The organism is Comamonas sp. UBA7840 (genome assembly GCF_002501455.1).
Taxonomy (GTDB): Bacteria; Pseudomonadota; Gammaproteobacteria; order Burkholderiales; family Burkholderiaceae_C; genus Comamonas; species Comamonas jiangduensis.
Window position 1 is genome coordinate 1 of sequence record NZ_DLTI01000003.1, and the last position, 18605, is coordinate 18605.

19 protein-coding genes are annotated in these 18605 nt (G+C 58.0%); 12 read left to right on the forward strand and 7 right to left on the reverse strand.

The annotated features are described in order from the left end of the window. A partial coding sequence (locus B3R00_RS00470) for a hypothetical protein (protein ID WP_286996768.1) occupies window positions 1–189 on the forward strand: 189 nt, incomplete at its 5' end. A gap of 99 nt (window positions 190–288) precedes the next feature. On the opposite strand, the gene sstT is transcribed toward B3R00_RS00470, so the two are convergent. Beyond that, entirely contained in the window at window positions 289–1512 is a 1224-nt protein-coding gene (gene sstT, locus B3R00_RS00475; RefSeq protein WP_286996769.1) for a serine/threonine transporter SstT, read from the reverse strand. A gap of 189 nt (window positions 1513–1701) precedes the next feature. Between sstT and rlmB the strand changes: the two genes are divergently transcribed. Further along, the gene (gene rlmB / locus B3R00_RS00480) at window positions 1702–2454 is read left to right on the forward strand and encodes a 23S rRNA (guanosine(2251)-2'-O)-methyltransferase RlmB (protein ID WP_219164545.1); all 753 of its coding nucleotides are present in this window, start codon (window positions 1702–1704) and stop codon (window positions 2452–2454) included. A 21-nt stretch (window positions 2455–2475) separates the two neighbouring features. Next, the gene (locus B3R00_RS00485; RefSeq protein WP_286996772.1) at window positions 2476–3240 is read left to right on the forward strand and encodes an SIR2 family NAD-dependent protein deacylase; all 765 of its coding nucleotides are present in this window, start codon (window positions 2476–2478) and stop codon (window positions 3238–3240) included. Window positions 3241–3243: 3 nt separating this feature from the next. Here B3R00_RS00485 and B3R00_RS00490 read toward each other — a convergent pair whose 3' ends face one another. The 5 genes from B3R00_RS00490 to B3R00_RS00510 all read right to left on the reverse strand — a co-directional run bounded on the left by B3R00_RS00490 (window position 3244) and on the right by B3R00_RS00510 (window position 5804). After that, window positions 3244–3852 (reverse strand): chromate transporter, encoded by a 609-nt coding sequence (locus tag B3R00_RS00490; RefSeq protein ID WP_286996773.1) that lies wholly within the window; start codon window positions 3850–3852, stop codon window positions 3244–3246. After that, on the reverse strand, window positions 3849–4424 hold the full coding sequence (locus B3R00_RS00495; protein ID WP_286996788.1) for a chromate transporter: 576 nt from the start codon (window positions 4422–4424) through the stop codon (window positions 3849–3851). The genes B3R00_RS00490 and B3R00_RS00495 overlap by 4 nt, the downstream gene beginning before the upstream one ends. Window positions 4425–4535: 111 nt before the next feature. Continuing rightward, the gene (locus B3R00_RS00500) at window positions 4536–4820 is read right to left on the reverse strand and encodes a helix-turn-helix domain-containing protein (protein ID WP_286996774.1); all 285 of its coding nucleotides are present in this window, start codon (window positions 4818–4820) and stop codon (window positions 4536–4538) included. Between the two features lie 59 nt (window positions 4821–4879). Continuing rightward, window positions 4880–5101, reverse strand: coding sequence for a hypothetical protein (locus tag B3R00_RS00505; RefSeq protein WP_286996776.1), 222 nt, complete (start codon window positions 5099–5101; stop codon window positions 4880–4882). 106 nt (window positions 5102–5207) lie between these two features. After that, a complete protein-coding gene (locus tag B3R00_RS00510) occupies window positions 5208–5804 on the reverse strand; it encodes an IMPACT family protein (protein WP_286996777.1) in 597 nt (198 codons plus the stop codon). A 150-nt stretch (window positions 5805–5954) separates the two neighbouring features. Here B3R00_RS00510 and B3R00_RS00515 point away from each other — a divergent pair, with 150 nt between their 5' ends. Next, window positions 5955–6167 (forward strand): hypothetical protein, encoded by a 213-nt coding sequence (locus tag B3R00_RS00515; RefSeq protein ID WP_286996778.1) that lies wholly within the window; start codon window positions 5955–5957, stop codon window positions 6165–6167. 119 nt (window positions 6168–6286) lie between these two features. Here B3R00_RS00515 and B3R00_RS00520 read toward each other — a convergent pair whose 3' ends face one another. After that, window positions 6287–7342 (reverse strand): AI-2E family transporter, encoded by a 1056-nt coding sequence (locus B3R00_RS00520; protein WP_286996779.1) that lies wholly within the window; start codon window positions 7340–7342, stop codon window positions 6287–6289. A 332-nt stretch (window positions 7343–7674) separates the two neighbouring features. Here B3R00_RS00520 and B3R00_RS00525 point away from each other — a divergent pair, with 332 nt between their 5' ends. The 8 genes from B3R00_RS00525 to B3R00_RS00560 form a co-directional block, all read left to right on the forward strand. Next, a complete protein-coding gene (locus B3R00_RS00525) occupies window positions 7675–10554 on the forward strand; it encodes a 2-oxoglutarate dehydrogenase E1 component (RefSeq protein WP_286996780.1) in 2880 nt (959 codons plus the stop codon). 62 nt (window positions 10555–10616) lie between these two features. Further along, on the forward strand, window positions 10617–11840 hold the full coding sequence (odhB, locus tag B3R00_RS00530; protein ID WP_286996781.1) for a 2-oxoglutarate dehydrogenase complex dihydrolipoyllysine-residue succinyltransferase: 1224 nt from the start codon (window positions 10617–10619) through the stop codon (window positions 11838–11840). Between the two features lie 93 nt (window positions 11841–11933). After that, the gene (gene lpdA / locus B3R00_RS00535; RefSeq protein ID WP_286996783.1) at window positions 11934–13361 is read left to right on the forward strand and encodes a dihydrolipoyl dehydrogenase; all 1428 of its coding nucleotides are present in this window, start codon (window positions 11934–11936) and stop codon (window positions 13359–13361) included. A gap of 120 nt (window positions 13362–13481) precedes the next feature. After that, window positions 13482–14585, forward strand: a complete 1104-nt coding sequence (gene zapE / locus B3R00_RS00540; RefSeq protein WP_174863474.1) for a cell division protein ZapE — start codon at window positions 13482–13484, stop codon at window positions 14583–14585. A gap of 9 nt (window positions 14586–14594) precedes the next feature. After that, window positions 14595–15266, forward strand: coding sequence for a hypothetical protein (locus tag B3R00_RS00545; protein WP_286996784.1), 672 nt, complete (start codon window positions 14595–14597; stop codon window positions 15264–15266). A 102-nt stretch (window positions 15267–15368) separates the two neighbouring features. Further along, window positions 15369–17441, forward strand: a complete 2073-nt coding sequence (locus B3R00_RS00550) for an ATP-dependent DNA helicase (RefSeq protein WP_286996785.1) — start codon at window positions 15369–15371, stop codon at window positions 17439–17441. Window positions 17442–17691: 250 nt separating this feature from the next. Beyond that, on the forward strand, window positions 17692–18285 hold the full coding sequence (locus B3R00_RS00555) for a hypothetical protein (RefSeq protein ID WP_286996786.1): 594 nt from the start codon (window positions 17692–17694) through the stop codon (window positions 18283–18285). After that, window positions 18282–18605: MFS transporter (locus B3R00_RS00560; RefSeq protein ID WP_286996787.1), on the forward strand; the 324-nt coding region annotated here is incomplete at its 3' end. The genes B3R00_RS00555 and B3R00_RS00560, both read left to right, overlap by 4 nt.

The window sequence follows — 18605 nt, forward strand, 5'->3', positions numbered from 1 at the left end:
CAAAACCCGGGGCGGTTCATGTTGAGCCAAGGTGTGCAACCTGCGCAGTACGAAGCGGCTTATGCCAGTGCAAAGGCTGATTTTGCAACGCGCTGGGCATCCATCAGCCAGGATGAGCAAGCCCGCAACTGTGCCCAAGTCAAAGCCATGAGTGAGCGCGGTGTGGGGCAACTTCCAAACGCCAAGTAGTCAGCAACTGGCTACTTGGCCGTAAAAAAGGCTCCTTCAAGGAGCCTTGGGGATGTGGGCGCTGCGTGACCATTCTGGTGCACAGCGCCGCTTCAGCGCTTAATTGGCCGAGTTGCGCTCTGCTTCAGCGATGCACACGGCAGCGGTGAACAACACGTCGGTGGAAGAGTTCAGCGCGGTTTCAGCAGAGTCTTGCAGCACGCCGATGATGAAGCCAATAGCGACCACTTGCATGGCTACGTCGTTGGAGATGCCAAACAGCGAGCAAGCCAGCGGAATCAGCAGCAGCGAGCCGCCCGCCACACCGGATGCGCCGCACGCGCACACCGCAGAGACCACACACAGCAAGATTGCCGTAGGGGTGTCAACCACGATGCCCAATGTGTGTACGGCGGCGAGTGTCAGCACACTGATGGTGATGGCAGCGCCAGCCATATTGATGGTGGCGCCCAGGGGAATCGCTACGCTGTAGGTGTTTTCATCCAAGTTCAGACGCTTGGCAATCCCCATGTTCACAGGAATGTTGGCTGCAGAGCTGCGAGTGAAAAATGCGGTGACGCCGCTTTCGCGCAGACACAGCCAAACGAGTGGGTAGGGGTTGCGGCGAATTTTGTACCAAACAATAAAGGGGTTGACCACCAGGGCCACAAACAGCATGGCACCCAGCAGCACTGCCAGCAACTGGACATAGCCAGCCAGTGCTTCGGTGCCGGTGGTGGCCACGGTGGCAGCCACCAACCCAAAAATACCAACAGGTGCCAATCGAATCACGGCTTGGATGATCAAAGTGATACCGTTGGACAAATCAGCCACAGCTTGGCGCGTGGTTTCAGCGCCGCGGCGCAGTGCAATACCAATAGCCACCGCCCACACCAAAATACCAATGTAATTGGCATGGAGCAGGGCATCGACGGGGTTGGCCACCGCATTTTTGAGCAGTTGCATCAATACTTCGCCAATGCCGCCGGGGGCGGCCATACCGGTGGCGGCATCGGCCAGCACCAGCGTAGTGGGGAAGAAGCTGCTGGCCACCACCGCCACAATCGCCGCGCTCAGGGTGCCAATCACGTACAGCCACAGCACGGGTTTGAGGTGGCTACTCTCGCCGGGGCGCTTGTTGCTGATGGCCGCAATCACCAGCACAAACACCAAAATGGGTGCAACGGCTTTCAGGGCAGATATAAACAGCGTGCCTAAGAACTCCACTTTGAGCGCGGCTTCTGGCCAGATGAGCGCCAAAGCAATGCCCAGGACAAGGCCAATGATGATTTGCGTGACGATGCTGGTGCGCTGCGACCAGTTAAGCAAAGGTTGGAAGATCATGTGAGAAAGGTTGCACCACTGACATATAAAGCGGCGAGTTTAGGGGTTCTCACATATTCCGTCAGTGGTATGCCTTCATAACTGCTTGGTATGAAGTGATGCTTGAAAAGTTTGATTTATCTAAATCAACACAAGGTATCTCACGACTTACCACCGCAAGCGGCTGTGACACTGGATAATTCGGCCACTATGTCGTCCCCCAAAGTTCTTTTCGGCTTTCATGCCGTTGGCGTGCGTTTGAAGACCGCGCCCCAGTCCATCATTGAGATTTATTACGAAGGCACGCGCCGCGATGCGCGCATGCGCCAGTTCTTGGAAAAAGCCAAAGAAGCCGGTGCGCGCCTGATTGAAGCGGATGCCATGCGCATTGCCAAACTGGCAGGCAGCCATGGGCACCAGGGCGTGGCGGCTCGCGTGGAAGAGGTCCAAGACACCCGCACGCTGGACGAATTGCTGGACGACTTGGAAGAAGCAGGCGTGAAGAACCCCTTGCTGCTGGTGCTCGATGGCGTGACCGATCCCCACAATCTGGGTGCTTGCTTGCGCGTGGCCGATGGCGCGGGCGTCCATGCCGTGATTGCGCCCAAGGATCATTCCTCCGGCATCAATGCCACCGTGGCCAAGGTGGCCAGCGGTGCCGCCGAGACCGTGCCTTACTTCATGGTCACCAATTTGGCGCGCACCCTCAAAGAGCTGCAGGAGCGCAATATCTGGGTGATTGGCACCAGCGGTGATGCCGACAAGCACCTGTACCAGGTCGACCTGAAAGGCCCGGTTGCTTTGGTGCTTGGAGCAGAGGGCGATGGTATGCGCCAGCTGACGCGTAAGACGTGCGATGAACTCATCAGCATTCCCATGCAAGGTGCGGTGGAAAGCCTGAATGTGTCCGTCGCCAGTGGCGTGTGCTTGTACGAGGCAGTGCGCCAGCGCCAAGCGCAATAAAGATAGCTGTGAGCGCCCGCCATGTCTGCCTTAGAGGCAAAAAACACTGAAAACATTGCACAGGTGCGGCAATGGGTGCAGGCGGCCCAGCGAGTGGTGGTGCTCAGTGGCGCGGGGGTGAGTGCCGAATCCGGTGTGCCCACGTTTCGCGATACGCACACCGGTTATTGGGCACAGTTTGATCCGCAGGAGATGGCTTCCGATCGCGGTTTTCGCATGCACCCAGAGCGGGTGTGGCAGTGGTACAGCTACCGCCGTGATTTGCTGGCCAAGGTGCAGCCTAATGCGGCGCACAGGGCGCTGGCAGATTTTGCGCATGCTCACCCCGGCAAATTGCACTTGATCACGCAAAACGTGGATGGTTTGCACCAGCGTGCAGGCAGCCACGACGTGATTTGCCTGCATGGCGATGTGATGCGCAACCAATGGCTGGATACGTGTTGCCCGCAGTGCGACATGGCACATGCAGTGGCTCAAGGGGGCTGTCCACCACGCTGCAGCGCTTGCGGCAATATGCTGCGCCCCGACGTGGTGTGGTTTGGGGAGCATTTGCCAGCCCATGCCCTGGCACAGGCCGAGCAGGTGGTGAACGCCTGCGATGTGATGCTGGTGGTGGGTACTTCTGGGGTGGTCTACCCCGCTGCGGGTTTGGTGTTTCAGGCGCACCAGCGTGGTGCCAAGGTGGCCATTGTCAATCCGCAAGCTACAGAGCTGGATATGCTGGCGGATGCGATAGTGCATCAAAATGCAGGGAAAGCCTTGCCAGTGCTGCTCCAGCAGCTCTGAAATTTAAATCCAGCCCAGGCTGCCCAGCAGCGCGCCCGCTGCCAACGTCCACAGCAGGTGCAGTTTGGTTTTCCACACCAAAGCGGCTGTGGCTGCGGTCAGTGCCCACATGGCCCACGGATGGCCGGTGTCGGTGGCGCGGGTTGCCAAAATCCATCCAGTAGCCAGCACCATACCGACGACCAAAGGCATCATCCCCCAGCGAAAAGCGCGCACGCTGCGCCGGGCATGGTTGCGGCGTAGCCAGCGCGTGCTGCTCCATGTCAGCCAGGAGCTGGGCAACAGCATGCCACCCATGCAGACCAAACAACTGGCCAGTGCGACCAGCCATGCGGTCCACCCGGTCAACGGGGCCATGGCGTTCAGGCCGATGTTCCAGCCCAGCAAGGCCACATACATGATGTTGGGGCCAGGAGCAGCTTGCGCGATGGCGATGGAGTCGGAGAACTGGTGGGCGCTGAGCCACCCTTGTTGCTCGACGGTGTGGCGGTACATTTCGGGCGCCGTGGCCATTGCACCGCCGACCGAGAGCAGGGACAGCGACAGGTAATAAGCCAGTAGGTGCAGCCAGCCAGCAGTATCCAAGGTCAATGGGGCTAGGGCTTCATTCATGGCGCTAGCCGCTTCCATGTCACAGCGCAGCCGATACCGCCTACCATGGGCAGCACCCACCACAGTGGCCAGCGCAAAAACACCACCATGGCAAAGGCTGCCATGCTTAGCAGCCAACCTAGCCACAGCGGCAGAGGGTGTTTGTGCAGCGATGCAGAAAGTTTGAGTCCGGTGCCCAGCACCAGACCTGCAGCCACCGCGCCCATACCGCGCAAAGCACCGCTCACTGCAGGGTGGCTGGCGTATTGCAGATACAGACTGCCAAGCAGCAAGACCAGTAGGGTAGGTGCCAGCAGCATGCCTGCGCTTGCGGCCAATGCGCCGCGCAGGCCGAAGTGGCACTCTCCAAACATGATGGAGAGGTTGACCACATTGGGGCCGGGCAATATCTGGGCCAAGGCCCAGTCTTGGGCAAATTGTTCGGTGGTGAGCCAGCGGCGGCGATCAACCAGCTCACGCTGCACGACGGCCATGACACCGCCGAAGCCTTGCAGTGCCAAGGTAGCAAAAGCCCAGAACAATTGGCGGGGTGAGGTGGGGGCGTTATCGGGCGTTGTGGGCAGAGGGTTCATGACGAGTGCGCGGTTGCGCCGCCCTGCTAAGCCCTGCAGGGCTTGGGTAGGCGAAAGTTTGTGGCGTGCAGCAGTCGAGTCGGCGATGCCTGCGGCACTCAAACGGCAGTCTCAGGTGTCCGCACGCTCTGCAAGCCAGGAGCGAAAAGCTTCCTGCAGGTGTGTAGGAATGACCACCAGTTCTTGCTCCAGCACACGTGCCATCTCCTGCAGGGTAGACAGGCGTGGGTCGAGGCCATTGCTCTCCAGTCGTTGCACGGTCATGCGAGACAGGCCTGCTTGGCTTGCCAGGTCAGCTTGCGTCATTTGACGTGCTTTGCGCACCGCAGTGAGGGCGGTGACCAGTGGATAGGAGGGCTTTTCAGCGCCGCGCTCTATGGGTTCAGCAGTGTTCATCACCACAATGTAATGTGATTTGTGATCCGCAAAGCATCGCGGTGGCCAAGCGCATGCGGTCAGGCAAACAAATTGAGCCGGGTGCCTAAATTGCCATAACGCGCAAGCTCGGGCTGCATCGCCGCCATTTGGGTGGGGTTGGGCGCAGTAACCACTTGGGCAGCGTCTTGCTCATCAGGTGCGCGGCGCTTGAGGTCTTGCATGGTGATGGTGTCGGTGGTGCGGTTGTTCGACCACGCATTCGTGGCGTTGCGCAGGGCGTTGGCGTAGCGGATATCCATAGTCAAACTCATCCAGTCAGAATGGTTTGAATGTAAAACGCAAGTCCAAATGGCAAAGCATCAATAAAAAGTGCAATTGCTGCTTTGATTGAAGTTTGCCAGAGGTTCAACTCGGCCAGAACTTGAGCCAGTTAATGCGACCTTGGCCCCCTTCGTTGATGCGTTCGATCAATGCGCCACCTTGGTCTTCGGGAATGCTCCACTGCATGCATACCACCGCTTGGTGCTGTACGTTCAACAGCGTGGCCCCAGCCAATTCCAACTCGCGGCGCAGCCAGCCTTCCATCGCGTAGGGAAAGCTGCATTGCAGCGTGCTCATGCGCTGCAAAGTGATTTTTTCAGCGTGAAGCAGTGCTTGTGCGACACAGTCCGTGTAAGCACGCACCAAACCTCCGGCCCCCAGTTTGACGCCACCGAAGTAGCGCACTACGGTAGCCAATACCCCTTCCAGGTCTTGGTGGCGTAGCACTTCCAGCATCGGGCGCCCTGCCGTGCCGCTGGGCTCGCCATCATCTGCCGCAGCAGATTGCCCGCCTGCTAGCAGTGCCCAGCAAACGTGTGAAGCGCCAGGGTGTTGTTGCCACAGCGCATCCACAACGGCTTGCGCAGATGCTCGGTCTGACATGGGTTGTACGCAGCAGAGAAAGCGACTTTTTTTGATGATGAGTTCGTGGTGTACGGGATGAGCGATGGTCTGCGGCATAGGGCATTGAGCTTAAAGCATGTCGCAGCAGAGAACGTGTCGTTTCCAAATTTTGGCAGCTGTACTTGGGAAGGTGACAGTACAAAGAAATGCCGTCCTACGGGGAGTGCATGGATTGTTTTTTAAAGTGACCCTAAGGAGAGCGCTGTCATGTCTACACCACCTGCCGTGAACCATCTGCTTGCAAACCATACCTTTGGCCGTGAGCACAGCAACCCGCCACCGCTGCCGCAGAATATTCAAATGGGTCAACTCATTGGTGCAGGGCAGGCTGGCGGTAATGACCCTCCAAATGTGCAGGCGCACGATGTAGGCCTGCCCCATGATTTCGATTATTTGGTGCGCAGTGTGGGGGAGTGGTAATACCCACTGTCGAATATCGTTAATGCGATGTACGCGCTGAACGACTGAAAAGTCGAGGTTCAATGCATACAAAAATCCGCCCTCAAGGCAGATTTTGTTTTCAGTAATTACTGAAATTATTATTCGCTGCGCGCTGTTCGGGTGCTAAAAATATCCCAGCAAGCAAGAAATAGTGCAGCAATGGTGGGGCCTATGACAAACCCTGTGAGGCCGAAAATCGACATGCCGCCCAAGGTGCTGATGAGCACAATGTAGTCAGGCAGTTTGGTGTCTTTGCCCACCAAGATAGGGCGCAAAAAATTGTCCACAAGGCCAATCACCAATACGCCGTAGGCGGCCAAAATGAGGCCTTGTGTGACGTTCCCTGTGGCAATGAAGTAGATAGATACCGGACCCCAGATCAAGCTTGCGCCTACTGCTGGCAGCAGTGATAAAAATGCCATCAAAACGCCCCACAATACCGCGCCTTGGATGTCTAAGATGGCAAAAATGATGCCTCCTAGCGCGCCTTGCGCTGCGGCAACTACCAAGTTGCCTTTCACCGTTGCGCGGATGACGGTGGCAAACTTTGACTCAAGGCTTTGTTTGTGTGCTTTTTCTAAAGGGATGGCGTTGCGTATCCGTTGGGTCAGTTGGGAGCCATCGCGCAGCAGGAAAAAAAGCAGATAAAGCATCACGCCAAAACTCACCACAAAACCCAGAGTGTTTTGCCCAATCTCAACCGCTTTACCGGCAATCAATTTGCCAGCTTCGGCAGCGATGGAAGACAGCTTGCTTTGAATTTCTTGCGCTGATGCGAGGTCGATACGCTCTAAAAACCCTCGAATCCAACCTGGCATCGCATCGTTGATTTGTTGAAAATAGGTGCCAAAGTCCAACTGTCCAGAAGACATGCGGTTGTAAATCAGGACGGTTTCGTTGACGACGGAAGACCCGATAAGTACCAGCGGCAAAATTACGCCCAGCAAGCACAGCACCAACGTAATCAAAGCGGCCAAGTTGGTGCTGCGGGGCAGTCGCCGCAGCAAACGCTTGTAGAGTGGGTGGAACAGAATTGCCAGGGCCACGGCCCAAAATACGGCACCGATGAACGGCCACAAAATCCATCCAAAACCTATGCTGACTGCGATCAGTAGCAGCAGAAATGATTTGTTGAGCGATTGTTCTGGAGGCATAGATGCGGGGGCGACGGTGCGAAGGAAGGTCAATAGCAGCGACTGTACGCGACTTAATACATATTTCTTAAAAATCGTAGTTTGCAGTTTTACATGTCTTTAAAGATTTAAAAAAGTGCGTCATACGGCGGGCTTTGTTGCAGTGCGGGATTAATTTTCAGAGTCTTACATAAGACCTTTGCTGCCGATCATCGTTATGAATGGCTACAATGCAAGCAGCAACAACAGGCCCTTCCTTTGCCACAGTCGCATCCGCCAATCGGTACAGCCGTGTCGCGGGAGGTTTACCAACCAGCTAAAGCTTTCTCAGGGAAAGCAGAGGTCAGCGGAATATGAGCGATCAGCCCACTGTCTACCAAGCCTACCAAGGCAACACTTATCTCTTCGGCGGTAACGCCCCTTACGTCGAAGAAATGTACGAGAACTATCTTGCCAACCCTGGCAGCGTTCCCGATTCTTGGCGTGAATACTTCGACGCACTGCAGCACGTTCCTGCCGTTGATGGCTCCAATGCCAAAGACATTCCCCACCAGCCCGTCATCAACGCTTTCGCCGAGCGCGCCAAGCAAGGTGGCACCAAGGTGGTTGTGGCTTCCGGTGCGGACTCCGAACTGGGTCGCAAGCGCACCGCGGTGCAACAGCTGATTGCAGCCTACCGCAACGTCGGTCAGCGCTGGGCAGATCTGGACCCCCTTAAGCGTACCGAACGCCCCGAAATTCCTGAACTCGACCCTGCGTTCTACGGCTTCACCGACGCTGACCAGGAAACCGTGTTCAATGTGGGCAACACCTTCTTCGGCAAGGAAACCATGTCCTTGCGCGAGTTGCTCAACGCACTGCGCGAAACGTATTGCGGCACCATCGGTGTCGAGTACATGTATGCCACCGACCAAGTGCAAAAGCGCTGGTGGCAGCAGCGCTTGGAAGCTATCCGCTCCAAGCCCGTGCTGAATGCCGACCAAAAGAAGCGCATTCTGGATCGCCTGACTGCCGCAGAAGGTCTGGAACGCTATCTGCACACCAAGTACGTGGGTCAAAAGCGCTTCTCGCTGGAAGGTGGTGAGTCCTTCATCGTGGCGATGGATGAGCTGATCAACGCGGGTGGCAAAAAGGGCGTTCAAGAAGTCGTGATTGGTATGGCCCACCGCGGCCGTCTGAACGTACTGGTCAACACCTTGGGCAAGATGCCCAAAGACCTGTTTGCCGAGTTTGATCACACCGCGCCGGAAGATCTGCCTGCTGGTGACGTTAAGTATCACCAAGGCTTCAGCTCCGACGTGTCGACGGCTGGTGGCCCTGTGCACCTGTCTTTGGCGTTCAACCCTTCCCACCTGGAAATTGTGAACCCCGTGGTTGAAGGTTCTGTGCGTTCGCGCATGGATCGACGCAATGACCCCGAAGGCAAGCAAGTGCTGCCTGTACTGGTGCACGGCGACGCGGCTTTTGCCGGCCAAGGCGTGAACCAAGAAACTTTGGCGCTGATGCAAACCCGTGGTTACTCCACCGGCGGCACGGTGCACATCATCATTAACAACCAGATTGGTTTCACCACATCGGATCCTCGAGACAAGGGTTCGACCACGTATTGCACCGACATCGTGAAGATGGTCGAGTCGCCCGTGCTGCACGTCAACGGTGATGATCCAGAAGCCGTGGCACTGAGCATGCAGCTGGCTCTGGACTATCGCATGGAGTTCCAGCAGGACGTGGTGGTGGACATCGTTTGCTTCCGCAAACTGGGCCACAACGAGCAAGATACGCCTGCACTGACCCAGCCGCTGATGTACAAGAAGATTGCGGCCCACCCTGGTACCCGCAAGCTGTACGCCGACAAGCTGGCAGCCCAAGGCCTGGGCGATACCCTGGGCGACGACATGGCCAAGGCCTACCGCGCTGCCATGGACGAAGGCCGTCATACCCAGGAAGTGGTGCTGACCAACTTCAAGAGCCAGTACGCGGTCGACTGGAGCCCGTTCCTGGGCAAGAAGTGGACCGATGCTGGCGACACTGCCATTCCTTTGGCAGAGTGGAAGCGTCTGGCTGAAAAAATCACGACCCTGCCGGAAACTGTCAATCCCCACTCTCTGGTGAAGAAGGTCTATGACGATCGCGCAGCCATGGGTCGTGGCGAAATCAACGTGGACTGGGGCATGGGCGAGCACATGGCGTTCGCATCGTTGGTGGCCTCGGGCTACCCCGTGCGTCTGTCCGGTGAAGACTGCGGCCGTGGCACTTTCACCCACCGTCACGCTGTGGTTCACGATCAAAAGCGTGAAAAGTGGAACGAAGGTACCTACATTCCGCTGCAGAACGTGGCCGACAACCAGGCTCCGTTCGTCGTCATCGACTCCATCCTGTCTGAAGAGGCGGTGCTGGGCTTTGAATACGGCTACGCATCGAACGACCCCAACACCTTGGTGATCTGGGAAGCCCAGTTCGGCGACTTCGCCAACGGCGCGCAGGTGGTGATTGACCAGTTCATCGCATCCGGCGAAGTGAAGTGGGGGCGTGTCAACGGCCTGACCATGATGCTGCCCCACGGCTACGAAGGCCAAGGCCCTGAGCACAGCTCGGCACGCTTGGAGCGCTTCCTGCAGTTGGCTGCTGATACCAACATGCAGATCGTGCAGCCCACCACAGCCAGCCAGATCTTCCACGTGCTGCGTCGCCAGATGGTGCGCAACCTGCGCAAGCCGCTGGTCATCATGACGCCCAAGTCGCTGCTGCGTAACAAGGATGCCACTTCGCCGCTGACAGAATTCACCAAGGGTGCGTTCCAGACAGTGATCGGCGAGCGTGACGAATCCATCGTGGCCAAGGCCGACAAGGTCAAGCGCATCATCGCTTGCTCGGGCAAGGTCTACTACGATCTGGTGAAAAAGCGCGCAGAGAAGGAAGTCGACGACGTCGCCATCATTCGCGTGGAACAGCTGTATCCCTTCCCGCACAAGGCTTTCGAAGCCGAAGTGAAGAAGTACGCCAATGCCAAGGAATTGGTGTGGTGCCAAGACGAGCCGCAAAACCAAGGTGCGTGGTTCTTTATTCAGCACAACATCTACGAAAACATGCAAGAAGGCCAAAAGCTCGGTTACGCCGGTCGTGCAGCCTCTGCATCGCCAGCAGTGGGTTATGCCCATCTGCACGCTGAGCAGCAAAAGAACCTGGTGGAAGCCGCGTTCTCTAAGCTCAAAGGCTTTGTGCTGACCAAGTAATAAAAAGGTAGACCCCCTGCTGTCTCAGCAGGGGCCCCAAGACTTTTTGGAAAGAATTCAAAATGGCAATCGTAGAAGTTAAAGTTCCCCAGCTGTCCGAGTCCATCGCTGAAGCGACCATGATGACTTGGAAGAAGAAGGCCGGCGAAGCCGTGGCCGTCGATGAAATCCTGATCGAAATTGAAACTGACAAGGTGGTGCTGGAAGTACCCGCGCCTGCTGCTGGCGTGTTGGCTGAGATTGTGCAAGGTGACGGTGCCACCGTGACCACCGAGCAACTGATCGCCAAGATCGACACCGATGCGGTGGCAGGTGCTGCTGCCGTCGCTGCACCCGCTGCCGCTCCTGCGGCTGCAGCCCCCGCCACTGCCGCCAACAAGGGCGATGTGGCCATGCCCGCCGCCGCCAAGCTGCTGGCTGAAAACAACCTGTCTGCGGCCAATGTGGCAGGCACAGGCAAGGATGGCCGCGTGACCAAGGGCGATGCTCTGTCGGCCATCAAGGCTGGCGCCAGCATCCCCACAGGCGCTCCCAAGGCTGCTTTGCCCCAGGTGGCAGCGCCTGCGCTGAAGGAAGATTTGTCGGGCCGTCCTGAGCAGCGCGTGCCCATGACACGCCTGCGCGCCCGTGTGGCTGAGCGTCTGCTGCAGTCGCAATCCACCAACGCCATCCTGACGACGTTCAACGAAATCAACATGGCGCCCGTGATGGCGCTGCGCAAGAAGTTCCAGGACGACTTCACCAAGGAACACGGTGTGAAGCTGGGCTTCATGTCCTTCTTCGTGAAGGCGGCCGTGCATGCCCTGAAGAAGTACCCCGTGCTGAACGCCTCGGTGGACGGCAATGACATCGTCTACCACGGCTACTTCGATATCGGTATTGCCGTGGGTTCGCCCCGTGGCTTGGTGGTGCCCATCCTGCGCAACGCCGACCAGATGAGCTTTGCCGACATCGAAAAGAAGATCGCTGAATTTGGCAAGAAGGCAGCCGACGGCAAGCTGGGCATTGAAGAAATGACCGGTGGTACCTTCTCCATCTCCAACGGCGGCACCTTCGGCTCGATGATGTCTACCCCCATCATCAACCCCCCACAGTCCGCCATCCTGGGTGTGCACGCCACCAAGGACCGCGCCGTGGTTGAAAATGGTCAGGTCGTGGTGCGCCCCATGAACTACTTCGCCATGTCGTATGACCACCGCATCATCGACGGCCGCGAAGCCGTGCTAGGCCTGGTGGCCATGAAGGAAGCGCTGGAAGATCCTTCCCGCCTGCTGTTCGACCTGTAATTCCCACAGGGTTCGAACCTCGACGAAAACCCACCCTTGGCCACGCCCTGCGGTGGGTTTTTTCAAGCACCTGACACACAGAGATTTTGAGTTATGAGCAAGCAATTTGACGTTATCGTGATCGGCGCCGGCCCCGGCGGCTATATCGCAGCCATCCGCGCGGCCCAACTGGGCAAGAACGTGGCCTGTATCGATGCCTGGTCCACCACCGCAGGCACCCCTGCACCCGGCGGCACCTGCACCAACGTGGGCTGCATTCCCTCCAAGGCACTGCTGCAGTCGTCCGAGCACTTTGAACACGCCAAGCTGCACTTTGCCGACCACGGCATCAGCACGGGCGAAGTGGCCATGGATGTGAGCAAGATGATCGCCCGCAAGGACGCCATCGTGAAGCAGAACAACGATGGCATCCTGTACCTGTTCAAGAAGAACAAGGTCACCTTCTTCCACGGTACGGCATCGTTCGTGAAGGCTGTGGACGGCGGCTACGAGATCAAGGTGGCTGGCAAGGCCGAAGAAACCTTGGTCGGCGCACAAATCGTGGTGGCCACTGGCTCCAACGCCCGTGCCTTGCCCGGCCTGGCTTTCGACGAAGACAAGGTGCTGTCGAACGACGGCGCACTGCGCGTGGGCGCCACGCCCAAGAAGCTGGCGTTGATCGGCGCGGGCGTGATCGGCTTGGAAATGGGCTCCGTGTGGCGCCGTCTGGGTGCTGAAGTGACCGTGCTGGAAGGCGCGCCCGCCTTCCTGTCGGCGGTTGACGAGCAGATCGCCAAGGAAGCCAAGAAGGCCTTCGACAAGCAAGGCCTGAAGATTGAGCTGGGCGTGAAGATCGGCAACGTCGATACCTCCGGTGCTGGCGTGAAGCTGGAATACACCAACGCCAAGGGCGAAGCCCAGGTGCTGGAAGCCGACAAGCTGGTGGTGTCGATTGGCCGCGTGCCTAACACCAACGGCCTGAACGCAGAGGCCGTGGGCCTGCAGCTGGACGAGCGCGGTGCCATCGTGGTTGACGGCGACTGCAAGACCAACCTGCCCGGCGTATGGGCGGTGGGTGATGTGGTGCGCGGCCCCATGCTGGCGCACAAGGCCGAGGAAGAGGGCGTGGCCGTGGCAGAACGTATTGCTGGTCAGCACGGTCACGTGAACTTCGCCACTATTCCCTGGGTGATCTACACCAGCCCTGAAATCGCCTGGGTGGGCCGCACCGAGCAGCAACTCAAGGCCGACGGCGTGAAGTACAAGGCCGGCTCCTTCCCGTTCCTGGCCAATGGCCGCGCACGTGCTCTGGGCGACACCACCGGTATGGTGAAGTTCCTGGCCGATGCCGAGACCGACGAAATCCTGGGCGTGCACATGGTAGGCCCCATGGTGTCCGAGCTGATCTCCGAAGCCGTGGTGGCCATGGAGTTCAAGGCGTCGAGCGAAGACATCGCCCGCATCTGCCACGCCCACCCCTCGCTGTCGGAAGCCACCAAGGAAGCGGCCCTGGCCGTGGACAAGCGTACCCTGAACTTCTAATCTCTTTTTAGAAGCAAAATAGTGGCCAAGCCCAGGTGTTACCTGCGCTTGGCGCTATTGTTTTAAAGCGCTTGTTTTGCGATCGCTCGATCGCCCAACAGGCCAGAAAGCTGGATGAGCATGAGTCAGTCTGTCCGTGCGGCCTATGAGGCCGAACTCGCCGCCAAAGGTTTTACCGCCGATCCCGCCCAGCTGCGCGCCGTGGATGCGTTGCAGCGCTGTGCCGATGACTGGGCTGCGTACAAGTCCAAACGCTCTAACGCGCTCAAAAAGCTGTTTCAAAAGCCCGAAATTCCACGCGGCGTGTACATGTACGGCGGCGTAGGGCGGGGTAAAAGCTTTTTGATGGACTGCTTTTTCAATGCCGTGCCCATCAAGCGCAAAGTACGGCTGCACTTTCACGAATTCATGCGGGAGGTGCACCGAGAGTTGCATGTGCTGCAGGGTACGCAAAACCCGCTGGATGCGCTGGGGGCCAAAATTGCCAAGCGCTACAAGCTGATTTGTTTTGACGAATTTCATGTGGCGGACATCACCGACGCCATGATCTTGCACCGGCTGCTGGTGTCGCTGTTTGATAACGGCGTGGGCTTTGTGACCACTTCCAACTTCACGCCCGATGGCCTGTACCCCGATGGGCTGCACCGCGACCGCATCCTGCCGGCGATTGATCTGCTCAACGCGCGCATGGATGTGGTGAACGTGGACAACGGCACCGATTACCGCCGCCGCACGCTGGAGTTGGTCAAGCTCTACCACTGTCCGCTGGGCCCTGAGGCGGACGCTTCCATGCAAGCGGCGTTTGAGCAGCTGGCCGATGTGCCGGAAGAAAAGCCGGTGTTCAAGATCGAGTCACGCACCATTCCTGCCGTGCGTCGTGCCGGTGGTGTGATCTGGTTTGATTTTCGTGAACTCTGTGGCGGCCCGCGCTCACAAAACGACTATCTGGAAATTGCTTCGCAATTCCACACTGTGCTGCTGTCGAATGTGCCCTATATGCCGGTGAATATGGCATCGCCTGCGCGCCGCTTTACGTGGCTGATTGATGTGATGTATGACCGCCGCGTGAAGTTGGTCATGTCTGCTGCCGTGCCGCCCGAGCAGTTGTACACGCAAGGGCCGCTGTCGCATGAGTTTCCGCGTACAGTGTCACGCTTGAATGAAATGCAATCTCAGGAATTCCTCGCACTCGAGCGCCGGGTGGTAGATACCGGGTTGACCTGATCCAACGTTATGAACTTCTCTCGCTTGTTCTCTCTGACCTGTAAAGCGCTGGCACTGGGTGTGCTGGCTGTCGCCGCGCACGCACAAGGTGCGCTGGCGCCAGATGACCAAGCGCATGAAGCGCTGCTGCAGCAGCGCGCGCAAGCGCGGGCGCAGGAGCGTGCCGAGATTGCACGTGCCCGCAGCGCCGTTATGGCCCGCAAGCAGGAGGCAGAAAAAGCATGCTGGCAGCGCTTTGCGGTGGAAAGCTGCTTGGGCGAAGCGCGGGCTGCCGCGCGTGAAGAAGACAATGCGCTGCATGAGCGCGAGCTGCGCTTGAACCGTGAAGAACGCCAAGAAAAGGCGAATGAGCGGCTGCGTGCCATTGAGCGCAAGCAGCGTGAAAAGCCAGCGCCTGTGCCCGTGACGGTCACACCACGCGATGGCTCTGGCGTGCTCAGCACCGAAACCCGCGCCACTGAGGCCCAAAAGCGCGCCGCCGAGCAAGCACGCCGCGTGCAGGCGCACGAAGCATCGGCAGCTGCCAAGCAGCAAGAGCAGGCACAGGCCCGCGCCAAGGCGGCGCAGGAGTACCAAGCCAAGCAAGCAGAGGCTGCCGCGCGCCGCGCCAGCAAGGCCGATGAAATTGCAGGCCGCAAAGGTGCACCTTTGCCCGTGCCTGAAGGGCTGCCAAAGCCTTAAAAAGAGGAGCGCCTAGCGTTCGATTTTTAAGGCTTTGAGATAGTTTTGTATCTGAAGCTATTGAAAATCCTGCGCTAGCAGCTCCTTTTTTTAGCAAGCACCATGGCCATGAATTTGCACGACCAAGTTGCGGCCGCTTTCGCGCAAGACGGCTGGCTCTCGCGTGCAGAGCCACACTTCCGGCCGCGCGCCGGGCAAACCGCCATGGCCATGGCGGTTGCGCAGACGATCGAAGTGGGGGGCGTGCTGGTGGTGGAGGCGGGTACCGGGGTGGGCAAAACCTTCTCGTACCTGGTGCCGTCGCTGCTCAGTGGCAAGCGGGTGGTGATCTCCACGGCCACCAAGGCCCTGCAAGACCAACTCTATTTGCGTGATTTACCGCGGCTGGTGCAGGCACTGGGTTTGCCGTTGCGTATTGCACGGCTTAAAGGGCGTTCCAGTTATCTGTGCCTGCATCGGCTGGGTCAAGTGCATCAAAGCAAAGTCGCACTCGACCCGCAGGTGCTGCGCGCGGTGGCCCGCGTGCAAGATTGGTCACATGGCACGCGCACGGGCGATTTGGGTGAATTGCCGGGGCTTGCCGAAAGCTCCACCGTTGCGGCCCTGGTCACCTCGACCAAAGACAATTGCGTGGGCAGCAACTGCGCGCATTGGGAGCAATGCCACGTCAATACGGCCCGTGCGCAGGCGCTGGAAGCAGACATTTGTGTGGTCAACCACCACCTGTTCTTTGCGGATATGGAGGTGCGTGACTCTGGGGTTGCCCAGTTGCTGCCCACGGCTGGTGTGGTGGTGATTGATGAGGCTCACCAGCTCAACGAGACCGGCATCCAGTTTGCGGGCTGGGTTTTGGGCACCCGCCAGCTGCAAGGTTTTATCAAGGATGCACTGGCCGATGTGACGCTGCATGCGCGTGGTTTGGCAGACTGGATGCAACTACTGGGGCAGTTGGAGCAGGCCATCAATGAATGGCGGGCGGTGGGCGGCGCCAGCCCGCCCGGCACCCGCTTGCGCTGGTTAGGGGCTGCGCCTGAAACCTTGTCAGAGGCCGCTTGGCGGCGCGGCTTGCACAGTGTGGGGCAGTCCTTGCGTGCGCTGCTGATGGCACTGGCCCAAGTCGCAGAAACAGCCCATGCGGTGATTCCACTGTATGAGCGCGGGGCGCGCTTGCTCTCCCAACTGGCAAGCTTTGCACAGCCCGTACCTGACGATGCGGTGCGGTGGTTGGAGGTGCAGCGCCAGCACCTGCGACTGATGGAGTCACCCTTGAGCATTGCCCAGTTGATGCGCGAGCACATGGGGCAGGCGCAGGAGGGAGAGGCATTGCCAGATCCGCTAAAAGCATGGATCTTTACCTCCGCCACTTTGGGGGACGACGAAGATTTGCGCTGGTTCACTGAAACCTGCGGCCTGCGCAATGCGCAGGTGCTGAAGGTGGAGAGCCCTTTTGACTACCAGCACCAGGCAGTGTTGTACGTGCCTGAAGATTTCCCCGAGCCTGCGCAGCAAGCAGCGCACAGCGCAGCTGTCGCCCAGCTGGCGGGTGATGGTGCGCAGGCCTTGGGGGGGCGAACGTTGGTGCTTACCACCACACTCAAAGCCCTGGACGCAATTGGTGCACAACTGCAGCAGCGCTTTGGCATGTTTGAGCCGATTGATGTACTGGTTCAAGGCCAAGGTCCTAAGCATGCGTTGATGGAGCGCTTTCGTGCTGGTGTGGTGAATGGGCGCGGATGCGTGCTGGTGGCGTCATCGACCTTCTGGGAGGGGGTAGATATTCCGGGTGACGCGCTGCAGTTGGTTGTGATTGATAAATTGCCTTTCCCGCCACCTGATGACCCTCTGGTCGAGGCCCGCTCACGCCAGCTGGAGGTGGTGGGCCGCAGCCCTTTTGGTGACTATATGCTGCCTGAAGCCGCCATGGCGCTCAAGCAGGGGGCAGGGCGACTGATTCGTCGCGAGACAGACCGCGGGATTTTGGTTGTGGCCGACACCAGGCTGCGTACCAAGGGTTACGGTAAAAGGTTGGTGCAAGCTTTGCCGCCTATGCGCAGAATCGGCACCGTTGCCGCATGGCAGGCTGCGCTGCAGGCACTGGCAACTGGTGAAGCTGTGACAAATCCTGCATGCGGTGATGGAGATGAGCGTGGTGCAGCGTTGCAAGATGGTGCTTAGAAGCAGCTGTAGCTTGTAATAGTGGCCAACGATTCGGCTATAAAAAAACAAAAAAATCCCGCATGAAGCGGGATTTTTTTCACAAGCTGTTTTTGCTTGGTTTGGTAGGCGCAATTGGATTCGAACCAACGACCCCCACCATGTCAAGGTCGGGGAATGCACATAAAACGGTTAAAAGTACGGAATATTTTTTAGATTTTCATTCTTGACACCCCACCATGCGTACCAGATAGTATCAATCAGTGCCGGAATGTTTTCCGTACTTTTTCCGTACTATTGCATGGGGGTTCAAATGGATGTCGACCTGTCAAAAGTCTCAGCACGAGAAAACTTGGAGCTGCGCCGAGAGCCTCATTGGATGCGGTTGGGAACAGGAAACTCATTAGGTTTTCGGCGGATGACTGCAAGCTCCGAAGGCACTTGGATAGCTAGGTATTGGGATCCAATCAGTAGCAAAAAGCCAATGAAGTCTCTTGGTGAATTTCGCGAGCTCCCAAAAAATCAAAGGTTTAGTGCCGCCAAGCAAGAGGCTGAGCAATGGTTTTCGCATTTGGGTCGAGGAGGTCAGGCTGGCGTCTATTCAGTCAAAGATGCCTGCAACGACTACGTCAAACATGTTCAAAGCATCAAAGGTGCAAAAGCAGCCAATGATGTGGCTAACAGATTTAAGAGCTACGTCTTAGATGAGCCTGCATTTGCAGGGATTGAGTTGTCAAAGCTGACGCCTCAAATTATTGAAAAATGGTTAGATCGAGTACGAAAACGGCCATGTACGTCTGGCCCAAATCGTGGAGAACTCCGCAGTGCAAGCACGCTAAACCGCTGTTCAACACCACATGTGTGATCGTTGCTCCATGGGTGGGCTGGCTGGGTGATCGCATCGGGCGCACACGTATCATCTTGCTTGGATACTCAGTGTATGCAGGCTTAACCCTGTGGCTGGTGTTCGCCAGCAGTCGCTGGGAGATCGTAGTCGTGTTCGCCGTCTATGGCTTGTTCTACGCTATCGACGAATCCCAGAGGAAGGCCTTCATAGCCGATCTTGAGCCAGAGCGGCGTGCTACGGCAGTTGGCGTTTACAACTTTGTCGTTGGCGTGATGTACCTGCCTGCATCCTTGATCGCAGGGGCTTTGTGGACCGTTGTGTTGATTTCCATCCAGAAG